The 12,085-nt window shown below is 47.6% G+C and carries 12 protein-coding genes, 1 rRNA gene and 1 pseudogene; 10 read left to right on the top strand and 4 right to left on the bottom strand.

The window, feature by feature from the left end; genetic code table 11:
* Positions 1-81 precede the first annotated feature (81 nt).
* The 9 genes from FHC51_RS09765 (at position 82) to FHC51_RS09805 (ending at position 8,842) form a co-directional block, all read left to right on the top strand.
* Positions 82-288, top strand: a complete 207-nt coding sequence (locus tag FHC51_RS09765) for an AlpA family transcriptional regulator (RefSeq protein WP_220435404.1) — start codon at positions 82-84, stop codon at positions 286-288.
* Between the two features lie 42 nt (positions 289-330).
* Complete coding sequence (locus tag FHC51_RS09770; protein ID WP_220435405.1) at positions 331-1,197, top strand: hypothetical protein; 867 nt, start codon at positions 331-333, stop codon at positions 1,195-1,197.
* 18 nt (positions 1,198-1,215) lie between these two features.
* Positions 1,216-2,220, top strand: coding sequence for a P2 family phage major capsid protein (locus FHC51_RS09775; protein WP_220435406.1), 1,005 nt, complete (start codon positions 1,216-1,218; stop codon positions 2,218-2,220).
* A gap of 107 nt (positions 2,221-2,327) precedes the next feature.
* Positions 2,328-2,900 carry a host cell division inhibitor Icd-like protein gene (locus FHC51_RS09780; protein WP_375373819.1) on the top strand — a complete coding sequence of 191 codons (573 nt, stop codon included), beginning with the start codon at positions 2,328-2,330 and terminating at the stop codon, positions 2,898-2,900.
* Entirely contained in the window at positions 2,897-3,136 is a 240-nt protein-coding gene (locus FHC51_RS09785; RefSeq protein WP_142488350.1) for a hypothetical protein, read from the top strand. Before FHC51_RS09780 ends, FHC51_RS09785 begins: the two co-directional genes overlap by 4 nt.
* Positions 3,126-3,536, top strand: coding sequence for a hypothetical protein (locus FHC51_RS09790; protein ID WP_142488351.1), 411 nt, complete (start codon positions 3,126-3,128; stop codon positions 3,534-3,536). The genes FHC51_RS09785 and FHC51_RS09790 overlap by 11 nt, the downstream gene beginning before the upstream one ends.
* Complete coding sequence (locus tag FHC51_RS09795; protein ID WP_220435407.1) at positions 3,533-6,217, top strand: DUF927 domain-containing protein; 2,685 nt, start codon at positions 3,533-3,535, stop codon at positions 6,215-6,217. The genes FHC51_RS09790 and FHC51_RS09795 overlap by 4 nt, the downstream gene beginning before the upstream one ends.
* 289 nt (positions 6,218-6,506) lie before the next feature.
* The gene (locus FHC51_RS09800; protein ID WP_255584803.1) at positions 6,507-6,770 is read left to right on the top strand and encodes an ogr/Delta-like zinc finger family protein; all 264 of its coding nucleotides are present in this window, start codon (positions 6,507-6,509) and stop codon (positions 6,768-6,770) included.
* A gap of 458 nt (positions 6,771-7,228) precedes the next feature.
* Positions 7,229-8,842, top strand: coding sequence for a hypothetical protein (locus FHC51_RS09805; RefSeq protein ID WP_255584805.1), 1,614 nt, complete (start codon positions 7,229-7,231; stop codon positions 8,840-8,842).
* Positions 8,843-9,279: 437 nt separating this feature from the next.
* On the opposite strand, the gene FHC51_RS09815 is transcribed toward FHC51_RS09805, so the two are convergent.
* The 4 genes and pseudogenes from FHC51_RS09815 to FHC51_RS09830 all read right to left on the bottom strand — a co-directional run.
* Complete coding sequence (locus FHC51_RS09815) at positions 9,280-10,386, bottom strand: PTS fructose transporter subunit IIC (RefSeq protein WP_103823958.1); 1,107 nt, start codon at positions 10,384-10,386, stop codon at positions 9,280-9,282.
* A 41-nt stretch (positions 10,387-10,427) separates the two neighbouring features.
* On the bottom strand, positions 10,428-10,739 hold the full coding sequence (locus FHC51_RS09820; protein WP_103178392.1) for a PTS fructose transporter subunit IIB: 312 nt from the start codon (positions 10,737-10,739) through the stop codon (positions 10,428-10,430).
* A 71-nt stretch (positions 10,740-10,810) separates the two neighbouring features.
* Positions 10,811-11,281 carry a PTS sugar transporter subunit IIA gene (locus FHC51_RS09825; protein WP_103823960.1) on the bottom strand — a complete coding sequence of 157 codons (471 nt, stop codon included), beginning with the start codon at positions 11,279-11,281 and terminating at the stop codon, positions 10,811-10,813.
* Between the two features lie 192 nt (positions 11,282-11,473).
* Positions 11,474-11,863 (bottom strand): annotated as a pseudogene (locus FHC51_RS09830) (allulose-6-phosphate 3-epimerase); the annotation flags it as partial.
* Between the two features lie 103 nt (positions 11,864-11,966).
* Between FHC51_RS09830 and rrf the strand changes: the two are divergent.
* A 5S ribosomal RNA gene (gene rrf, locus FHC51_RS09835) occupies positions 11,967-12,079 on the top strand.
* Positions 12,080-12,085: the final 6 nt, after the last annotated feature.

A 12,085-nucleotide genomic window follows, 5' to 3' on the forward strand; every position in this document is an offset into this window, starting at 1 on the left:
ATTTCTACTCAACGTAAATATTCCTCTTCTTATGTTCAAATCCTCTCCATTGATAAACTTTGATGAACTCATGGAGATAGTATGGATAGTTCAAAATCTCGCCCATCTTACGATAAATTAATCGATATGAAGTTTATTACTTCAGACTGTTTGTTTACAGATAAGTGGATTTACAAATTGATATCATTAGGTAAATTCCCGAAGCCAATAAAGCTGGGAAGAATGTCTCGTTGGCGAGCGGGTGACTACTACGCATGGCGTGATAGTCATTCAACTATCAATAACTAAGTTGTGTACTTTCTTTAATAACAAATAAATTAGAGGTGAATAATGAATAACCTTCAATTAGAGGGTGCGGGTTCACTCGCCCTGCAATTTACTAAAAGTAATTACGTTGCCAAAATTCAAGACTATAAAGTTATTCCATTTAATGATTCGAACAGTGACGCTGCGTGTATTGCCCGTATTATCGAAATTTTTACGCTAAATAAATTACGCGCTGAAGGGCAAAACCTGTTTTCGTTAACCGGGCTGGTCATTCCTGATACTGGTGCTGAAGCCACTGAAATCAATATGTTGCTAAAGCGCTGCATTCAGCTTTGCCGCCATGAGGAAGAGGAGCTTGGCTACAGAGAACGTGCAGCCGCTGAAGCCAAAACGGCAACAAAGCAGGTTTATACCGCCCGCAGTGTTGCCGAGATGAAAAACCGGGGTTCACATCCTGTCAGCCGTGCTGATGCTGAATATCTTTATCAGGCCGCGCAATGCCGGGTTGAAGAACAACGAAAGCGGGTAAACCATTTCCGGTCTTTACCTGGCTTACTTGTTGAAGAAGCCAGGCATATTGGAAAGGGCGTGGATAAACCGGTGTTACATTCATTTCTCGCTTCCCTGCGCGTTCCGGCAGAAATTACGACATCTAATCAGGATCCGGCAATTTCCAGTGCCGCCCGGTTTGTTATGGATGCCCTTGATGAGCTGGTAAAAGCGGTGCGTGAAATCATTAAACACTGCACTCCACCATCTGACAGGTACGCCCTAAATAATGGTGGCTTGCTGCGGGTGGCAGCTTATAAAGAGTATTACAGGGCGGATAATACCCTGTTACGTGCGGTGGTTACCGGTGAGGATTATGCCGGTTACCGTCTGCAATGCCATAAACTGACCGAACGAAAAGAAAAGCTTTTTTCCGTCTAATTTATTCAGGGTGTATTTATGTTTGCTTTTAAAAATCAAAAGCCGGATGCGGCACGTCTCTATCATGAGAAATTCACAGGTAATTCCAGAGCTGATGTTAATGAAGGGCGTCGTTTTTCTCTTCGTGGTAATAAAGAAAATATTCTCCGTGCATCTATTCTGGAATCAGGCTGGATGATGGGGCAGATCACGCTGCGTGATGTTAATGCTGTCTCCGGTAATGCCATCAATGTCGGTGCCAGTGAGTTGCATACTGGCCGGGTTGCGGGCGGGCGCTTTCGTAAAAAGGTGGCAATAAATGGAACCGAATTCTGGCTGTCAGAAACGGATACCTGCGCCACTATCGGTTACGGCGAAATGTCGGATATTTATAACCTTGGTCACGCCGGTAATTTTGATGAAGTGATGGATACCTTTTTCAGCCAGGCTTATTCACTGGATATGTTAAGAACGGGTTTTAATGGTACATCCATTTCAGAAACGACTGACCCTGAAAGGAATAAGAAAGGCGAAGACGTCAATATTGGCTGGCATGCGCTGGCAAAGGATTATCTGAAAGGAAAGCAGATTATTTCTGAACCGCTGACTCTGGGTGAAACGGGGCACTGGAAAAATATCGATTTACTGGCTAACCATCTCATCACCAGTGTTATCGCCGAACCGTTCCGGGAAGATCCCCGACTGGTGGTAATGGTCGGCGCTGAGCTTGCTGCACAACAACGCCTGCGCCTGTTTAATGCCGCTGAACGCCCGGCAGATATCAGTGCCGCACAGATGGCCACCAGTTCCATTGCCGGTCGCTTTGCTTTCATTCCGCCTTTTATGCCCGGTAAGCGTCTCGCTGTAACCACGCTGAGTAATCTGCATATCTATACGCAGGCGAATACGCGTTATTTCCGTGCCGAATTTGACGACGATAATTGCGAATATGTGCATTCCTATCTGCGTAACGAAGGCTACGCGCTGGGCAATCCGGAACTCTATGCCGCTGTAGATGAGAGCGCTATTTCTCTCGTTGAGTAATGTTCCCGCAAATAAAAAAGCCCGCTGATTATTTAGCGGGCTTTGAGAACACATTCAGGTGGAAAAATGAAACTTACAGAGTGGCAAACCCTGTGAGCACATTCAGAATGCCAGGATTTTCAGAAATGAACAATACAATAAATTCGGTTATAAATTTCTTGCATAGCCTTAATCCTGCGGGCTATAGTTTCCCCGTTGCCGCAAAATCGGCAACCGGGCGTGGAAACCCGTGTAATCTGAAGGCGACACCAGACGCGCCATGCGTCTTTTTTTGTGTCTTTGTCTTTGCACACCTGTTACATGCGCAGCGGTTTCTATACCGTTGTAGCTATCGCGTAATGGTGGCTCAGGCGGGGCTGACTTCGGTCAGGCCGGTATCCTTCAGAGCCGGTATTTCCACCCCCGTCTGGGCTACCACCAGTGAGCGTGGAAACTCCGGTGGTAGCGTTAACCGCTATCTGAAGGAGATTGCCATTATGGCTACAGTCCCCGCGTTGCTGCACCCCGAATACACCTTTCTGTTTCTTGCTGTGCGTCGTACCGACGGTAAAGCCCTGCCTGCGCCGGTTCGTATTACTGCGCATAACGAACGTGACGCCCGTCTGCAACTGATTACCGAATTTGTTCTCTGCTTTGCTGGCCGTATTCCCTCCAGAACTTCCGGGGAGGTAAGGGTATGAAAGAGATTTCTGCTGTGCAGCCTGGCTGCACCCTGTCTGATACCGGCGAAAACCGGCTGTTGCGCGTGACGCTGGCCAGTGAATTCCTTGCTGATTTGTTATCCGGGTGCGGTTCTTCCGGTTCACGAACCGTTTCTGCTGAAGGGGCTGCGGCGATGTTTGCCTGTCTGGCCGAACAGCTCGACGGCGTTGTTAAAGAAACCAGCACCATGAAGGGGAACCACAATGATCAGTAAAGAATCCTTTATGTCCCCTGCCTTTCGTACCGCATTACTGCGCCGCTATATCGCAGAGGCTTTCATTTCCCTGATGCGGCGCGTCAATGGCGAGGCCGCTTATATCGAAGATGGCGAACGCTTGGCGCTGACGCCTGACAAAGTGGCCATGAACATTCTTTATCACCTTGAAATGCCGTGGATAGATGAGTTTGGTATCGAAGAGGGCAGTCGTCTTGCCGCAGAGGTGCTGGAAAAAATGCTCGCACCGGGTTTTATGGGCGAAACGCTCCGGCTGTCGGTTGAGGGCGTTACGGAGATGCGTGAGGTTTACCGGGACATTATTTTTGGCGCGCCTGACGGAGAACTGCCGCCGGGCTATGAATTCATGTGCTGCGGTGAGCGGGAGGAGAGCCAGTGAAACCTGTCTCTGTAACATCGGTAGCCTCTGCCGCACGTGGCCGCTGGCCTCATATTCTTTCGGCGCTGGGGATCGACATACCGGCAGGCCACCGCCACGGCGCATGCCCGAAATGTGGCGGCACGGATCGTTTTCGCCTGGATGATAAAGAGGGGCGCGGAACGTGGTTCTGCAATCAGTGCGGTAACGGTGATGGTCTGGATCTCGTTCGTCTGGTGACCGGTAAAGGGGTGAAAGAGGCATCGGGCATGGTGGCCGAAACGCTGTCTCTGGCAGAAGTGAGCCAGCAACCCGTTAAGCCAGCCAGGAATGAAGCTGCACGGCAGGCAAATGGCCGGGCGCGCTTTCATCAGCTGATGAAGAAAAGCAGGCAGGGAGAAAGCCGCTACCTGAGCGATCGCGGTCTTCATGGCCACGCTTTTAGCCTGCCTGAGCAGCCTGTCACGGTGGCAGGAACGGTTTTTCCTGCCGGTTCTCTGCTGCTGCCACTGACTGACAGCGACGGCGATATTACCGGCGGTCAGCTTATCAGCCCCGAAGGGGATAAAAGTCTGTTACCGGGCAGCCAGCTGAGCGGCAGTTTTATCGCGCTCGCTGACATTCCCATGACGGCACCTGAGCAGGTCATCATCACAGAGGGTTTCGCCACCGCGCTCACGGTTTCCCTGATCGCTTCCGGCTGGGTTATTGCCGCCGTGGCGGCGACGAATCTCCTTAAAACGGCTGAAAAAATACGGCAGAAATGGCCGGATACCCGCATTGTGCTGGCCGCTGATAACGATCTGCTGGACGGGAAAGAAAACACCGGGCGTCTATGGGCAGAGAAGGCGGCAAAAGCGGTTAACGGCTGGGTGACCCTGCCGCCGACCCGCCATAAAGCTGACTGGGATGATTTCCGTCAGGAAAATGGTCTGGAACGCGCCCGCGAGGCGTTCCGGGACGAAATGACCCTGCATGGCCGGGGGCAGACACGGCTGCCGGAGGGGTTCCGCCTCACTAAAGAATACCTGTGGTATGACAAGCTGGTTAATAAATCGGACGGGGACACGGAGATCCGCAATATCAAGATTTCCAGCCCTATCCGTGTCACGGCCATTACCAGCGATGCTGATGGCAGCAATTACGGGCGGCTGCTGGAGTGGGAGGACACCAACGGCAATCCTCGGAAATGGGCGATGCCGATGGAAATGCTGGGCGGCAGCGGGGAAGAACTGCGCCGCGTCCTGCTGGTTAACGGACTTTCCTATATCAATGTTAACGGTGCGGCAAGGGCGCATCTGATGGAATACATCTCACTGTGTAAACCGGAAAACAAAGTGACCTGCGTGAACCGAACCGGCTGGCATGGCGGCGTGTACGTTTTACAGGATGAAGTAATTGGCCGCGATGCGCGGTCGGTCATTCTCCAGACTTCCAGCGTTCAGGGACGGGATTTCCGGGTGAATGGCACATCGGAAGAGTGGCGGGAGCATATCGGGCGCTACTGCACCGGGAATGCAAGACTGGCTTTCAGCGTCAGCCTGGCCTTTGCTGCACCACTGCTGCAACTGGTCGGCATGAGCGGCGGCGGCTATCACCTGAAAGGGGAATCGACGGACGGCAAAACCACCACCATGAAAGTGGCGGCGTCCGTCTGCGGCGGAACGGATTTCTGGCATACATGGCGCGCAACGGGTAACGCGCTGGAGGGAACAGCAAGCCGCCGCAATGACGCCACACTGATGCTGGATGAAATCCGCGAGGTGGACGGACGCGAGGCGGGGAATATTGCTTACATGCTGGCGAATGGCCAGGGCAAGGCCAGAGCCAGAACAGACGGTTCCGTGCGGGAAACGAATCGCTGGAACCTGCTGTTTCTCTCAACCGGCGAATTATCCCTGGTGGAGCATGCGGCAAACGCGGGGGAACGCACTTACGCCGGTGTTGAAGTGCGGATGATCCAGATCCCCAGCGATTCCGGCAAATACGGGGTGTTTGAAGAACTGCATGGTTTCAGCGGCGGAAAGGCGCTGTCTGAGCATCTGGAACAGAGTGTTGCGCAGTTCCACGGTGCGCCGTTCCGTGACTGGCTGCGCCACATCACGGCTTCGCTGCCGGAGGTGACCAGCCAGGCTAAGGCGATGCTGAAAGAGTTCACGCGCAGGCTGACGCCGCAGGATGCGGGGAATCAGGTCGGACGGGCAGTGACCCGCTTTGCCCTGGTGGCGATGGCCGGGGAGCTGGCCACCCGCGCCGGTATCACCGGCTGGGCAGAAGGTGAAGCCTACGCAGCGGCAGAGCGTTGTCTGGCGTCGTGGATGGTGGATCGTGGCCATTCCGCCAATCAGGAAGATCGCGCCGCGCTGGAACAGGTGCGCGACTTTATCACCCGTAATCAGTACAGCCGTTTTGCGGACTGGCACGACGACAGGAACCGCCCGGTGGCCATGATGGGCTTTCGCAAAGTGGATACGGGCAGTCAGACCACGGAAACGGTCACGACATTTTATGTCCTGCCGTCAGGCTGGAAGGAAATCTGTAAGGGCTTCAATGCCAGTAAGGTGGCAAAACTCTGCGTCAGCGCGGGCTGGCTGGAGCCGGGCAGGGATGGCCGAACCCAGACAAGCCTTCGCCTGCCAGAAATAGGCCTCAAACGGGTGTATCAGTTTAATACGAATGTACTGGGCGACCCGGAAGAATAGCATCGCGTGAGTCTTATTTTTATGAGGTAACACAGGTAACAGAGGTAACAGCCAGACGCCACAGGGGTTGCGGGTGTTACCAGTTAAAAAACAGGAGTGGTAACAGAGGTAACAAAAACCGGGTGTTACCACACGTTACCTCAAGGAAGAATGCAGAGGTAACGGTATTTATCTTTATAAATCAACGGTGTTACCAGTGTTACCGCTGTTACACGCTCTCAGGTAAACAGACTTATCCTGTCAGCCCTTTTTCTGGCAGGCAATCAATTAAGGAAACTGCGTGCGCATAATGAAAATGACCTGCCCCGAATGTCTTGCCGACGCAAAGATCCGCAAGACCAACCGCAAGCATCCGCAACTGGCGGACGTTTACTGTAGCTGTACCAACGTTGAATGCGGCCACACCTTTGTAATGAGTGTCTCCTTTTCGCATACCATCAGCCCCAGTGCTCTAAAGGGGCAGGGAAGGGTTAAAGAGCTGATTGATGCCCTGCCGGAACAGGATCGCGAAAAAGCGCTGGAACTACTGCTCCGGGCAAAAAAACGGGCTTAACGGCAGCAGACCGGGAGGTGGAACGTGTGCCCGGTGCTGCTTATTTTTTGATGAAACTTTTTCAGTGTATCCCTTCGTTAACTCTCTAAATTTAAAAAAGTTATTATTTTCGTGTTCAGTGTTTTTTCTTCCCGAACAGTGACGTAAAATTAAAAATCCCTTATGAAACAATCACTTGAAAATATTAGCGCCAGTCCTGAAATTGCAGAAACTGAAAAAAACTGAAATCCGTTTCAATTTTTTCAGTCCGGTTTTCATGCCAGAGAGCCAGCACTGACGCGGGCTGGCTTACCGGTTTGTAGAAAAACAAAACTGAAAAAATTTACTGGTACGAAAGTGGCAGGCGGGTGCGGTGTAGTGCCGTTTTTGTCTTAATAGGATTTTTTGGTGGATATTGTTTCATTTGTTAATAATGGTTTAAGATAGTCATTTAACGGGATTTTATAATAAGAAAATTGGTGGCAACAATGAAAGTAACATTTCCACTACAGATTGAAACAGCAAAGAATTATAGCGGTAAAGTCACAGCCATTAAAAAGAAATTGAATACTTTTACTGATGATTCTTTTTTTAATAATATGTATGTACACTTTCAAAGCATTCGAGATCAAAGAACTGGGGTTATTTCTAATTTTCCGTGGTGCTGTTTTCTTGCTTTGAAGTGGAAATTATCTGAGCCAGTGCGTTATAAATGCAATGAAATGAAAATGAAGGATTTCATTAATATTGTTAACAGGATTTATAATTTACAGAGTGAAGTGGGAGGTTTGTATGATAATAATAAAATATTGCTCAGTATAAGACGAATGATTGTAAACCAGAAATTATATCAAGTTCCTATGAAACTGGAGCTTAACACACTTGCACGGCAATATTATTGGTATGCGAATTATGGAAGTGGCTATTTTCAGCGTAACTTTGAAAAATTGTACGGTCTAACTCTTGAGGAATACTATAAAATAAGTGCTTATTTTGCTTTATTATCTTGCGTTGAAGGTGATAAAGAATCTGCATATATCTCCTCAAATGTCTACATAATACATTTAATTCCATACTTTCATCCTAAAACATTAAAGAACTATCTAAATTTAGTTTCGGTTAAATGGTCAGAGCTGAGAGCATTCATAGGGCAGTTTAGAGATGAACAACAAAAGGATATAGAATACTTCCTAGATACACCAATGTTGACGAAACCATTAATACAAACTGATGATGGTTTGGTTGTGCTGAGTAAACATATATTAAGAGCGTCACTTTCTGCGTTAGTTCCTTCTTTATTAAAAAAAGATTTGGCATCAGATTATAAGAATAAGTTTGGCAAGGCGATGGAGGCTTACATCGAAACCCTCCTTAATGAAGTATTTCCAAAAGTTAAAACAGAAAGAGAAATAATAGAATTATATCGGGGGAATAATATTCCTGAAAAAACTAAAGTCGTTGATTTCATCGTCGAAGAAAACGATGGGAATGTTTATATAGACTCCAAGGCAATTGAGCCTGATAAAACAGTCAAATATTCGAATACTGCTGTTGTAATCAAGCAGAGATTAGGTAATAGCTTCATAAAAGGTGTTCTGCAGGGATTAGATTGTTCTAGAACAGTAAATAATATTAATGGTAATAAAAAGTCAGAAAAAGATTCTTTGATTATAATAACTCACATGGATCACTATATATCAACAGGTAAAACGATTGAAGACATGTTAGATAGTTCCTTTTTTAAGATGATTGAAGAAAAACATGGTGAATTATCTATCGATAAGGAAAGAATCTATTATATGACAATAGATGAATTTGAATTTATGGTAGAGGTTTGTCGGTTAAAAAAAATGACTATAACCTCTATTATTGATGCATGTAGTAAAGATGACTCTTCTAGCAATACACAAAAATTTAATGTAATGATGCATATCCATAAAATCTGTCCAGAAGGAATTCCTGACCGAGATCTAATAATAGAAACGAGAGAGTATTTATTCGAGGATCTCATTGAGTCAATGAAAAAATCTAAATCTCATTGGGATGGAAAGGTTGGAGATTTTTTGGCCATTAAGCAATTCATTTTAGGTTAGATTCTGGCGCAGGCTGTGAATCAAATGGTTTTCAGCCTTATTATTTTTTGTTGGGTTATTGAGCAATATGACTTCCCGGATAAGGTTGAATTACTTTGGAAAGGCGTGTCCATCAAGATTTGGTTGTGGGGGCACTAATGGGGGCATGTCGATAAATTTTAAATGAAAAACATTTTAAAATCAATTGTTTGTTAGTCTGTATCGCTCCTATTATCGGCACCATCTAAATCAACGCGTTAACTCTAAAATTCACCCTTCAGGGATGTGAGTTCCAGGTATCATCAACAGAACATACTCGTTCCATAAGCGATGCGAACATTTTTAGCCTGCACCGCTTACATAGGCCTGAGAAGTGTCCGGGCGGCACCAGTAGCCTGGATACCGCCCAGCGAAACATAGAATGTTGCCAATCTAACCTGCGTTTTATTCGTCCAGGCTTAGCTTATTTTGATGTCATCCAGATTAATATCTTCCTCTTCATCATCGTGGTTTATAACCACGTCGCGAGGAACATCCTTTTTGATGACGGCATAGACAGTTGCCGTAACGAATATATTTACCAGTAACGCCATAATACCCGCCATGGGGTGTGACATGGTTGGAATCATCAACACGCCGCCGAAAGGTACGGTTGCGTCAGCACCATATACCATGGTAACTGCACCACCACAGGCGCCACCGATTGCAGCAGCGGTAATGCCGCGAATGATATCATTCATCACGATCGGTATAGAACCTTCGACGATGTTCACCACCCCCATAGGCACCGCAGATTTCAACATCTCGATCTCTTCGTTGTTATAGATGTTCTTGCGAAGAAGTTTGGCGATAAAAAATGCCAGTCCCAGGCCGATAGGGGTTGCGGTATTAACTAACTGAAGTGCAGTAATGGGCTCATTTATACCCTGCGCCTGGAGCGTTAAGACGAATGCGAAGCAGGTTTTATTGATCGGCCCGCCAAAATCAACAATACACAATGCGCCAATCACAGCACCTAAGACTAAATTAGAGGAGGTACCCATACTTCTCAGGAAAGAGGTGAGAGCATCGGTAAAAATACCGATAGGCGTACCGATGATATAGACCATGATCAGGGCGCTGATAATAGAGGCAAAAAACGGCACAATCAGTGTAGGCATTAAGCCACGAGCCCAGCCAGGAACCTTCACATTTTTAATGATGGCAAGCGCAATATACCCGGAAATGTAGCCGCCGATCATGCCGCCGATGAAACCTGCACCAATAGCATTAGCCGCCAGGCCCACAATAAAACCCGGGGCAATACCGGGTTTGCCAGCGATCGAGCCGGAAATCCCGATAGCGATAACGACGGGCAAAAGTCCGAGGGCCTTTGCACCCATTGTTGCTAAGGCCTGCCACAGATCAAACTGGCCCGGCACTAAAGCGTCCTGAACCGTACCCCCCAGGCCCATGCCGATGGCAATAATAAATCCAGCACCACAGACAATGGGAATTAAGAACGAGATAGCAGTAAGCAGATGGCCTTTAGGGTTGGCTGCTTTCCATATTTCTTTTATATTCATAAATTACGCCCTTTAATTTATAGGATACGCACAGGTAAAAGTTATGAATTCACTAATTCACTGAGCTTTTCAATAAGCTTATTAGGAGATTTAACCGCCATTTCTGTTGGGACTTTAACTACTCTCTTTCCGGCGAAACGTTCTTCTCCAGATACCTTAACATCGGCGGCAAGCAGGACAATATCGGCCTGTGCAATTTCCTCAGCGGTTAAGGCGTTCTCGATACCAATAGTGCCTTGCGTTTCAATTTTGACATTGTGACCCGCCTTTTTTGCTGCTGTTTCAATTTTCTTTTGCGCAATGTATGTATGCGCAATGCCTACAGTACAGGCTGTAATTCCAACGATATTCATGGGTACTCTCCATAATTTACTTTGAGATGTTCAAACTTATCAGGTAATAACAGGGATAATAATTTCCGGAATTAAACGGTCTGGTCTTCAGCTTCTGAGTTTAATAGTTCAATGATTCTTTGAGGATGAGTTTCTACCAGCAGCTTAGCGATAATATCCTCGTCGGCTAATGAGCCTGATACATGTGATAATAAACGGATGTGAGTTGTATTCTGATCTGCCAGACGAACGGCAAATAAAATAATACAGCGGACATCGCTACCATCCATCGTTTCCCAGGGAATATCATGTTGGGTACGTCCAATGGCCAATGCCGTATGGGCGACACCCGATGATTTACCGTGCGGGATTGCAATATGATTTTCGAATCCCGTTGATCCCTGTTCCTCGCGCAACCAGACATCCCGAATAAATTCATCTTTATTAATGACCGCGCCATCCTGCACCAATAAGTCCGTTAACTCTTCAATGGCTTCTTCCTTACTTTTCGCACTCATGTTTAACTTGATATTTTTTACGTTAAGAACTTCCGAAATATCCATAATTCACCTTCGATAATAAACAAGCACTGAAATAAGAGGGGATACAAAATGCTTCTTGCATTGGCAACTACGCGCTAAGAAGGTTACAGCGCCCTCAACCGTACTAATCAAGAGCGTGGATAAAGAGACAGACCGGTTAAATAGACCTTTACCCTGCGCGATGGCTTAATACGGCTGAGCGCACTGCAATTTTCAGGCAGCGACTTCGCGCTGGTAAATATCGACCATTTTATCCCAGGCATCGCTGACATTATCTGCCAGGGAGAACAGGCCCGAGGTTCCGACAATAAAGACGTCAACACCGGACTGAGCGATCACATTAAAGGTTTTCTCGTTGCAGGAGCCGTCAATCTCGGTCAGATAGTGGTAACCATGCGCTTCACGCATCGCAATCAATTGTCTGATTTTGTTGAGTGATTCCGGAATAAACTTCTGCCCGGCGTAGCCTGGGTCAACCGACATGACGGTCACTTTATCCAGCAGATGCGCGTACTCTTTAATGGCATCAGCCGGGGTAGCCGGGTTCAACACCACGCCACAGCGACGGCCCGCATCTTTAATCTGATTCAGCAGACGGGTAATGCTGCCAACTTACTGATTTAGTGTATGATGGTGATTTTAAGGTGCTTGCGTGGCTTCCATTTCCATCAGATGTCCTTCCTGCTCCGCTACTGAAGGCGTGGTGCGTGGCTGTAGCGCGGTGGTCCCACCTGACCCCATGCCGAACTCAGAAGTGAAACGCCGTAGCGCCGATGGTAGTGTGGGGTCTCCCCATGCGAGAGTAGGGAACTGCCAGGCATCAAA

Source organism: Leclercia sp. EC_58, assembly GCF_019584355.1.
In the GTDB taxonomy this organism is placed as follows: Bacteria; Pseudomonadota; Gammaproteobacteria; order Enterobacterales; family Enterobacteriaceae; genus Enterobacter.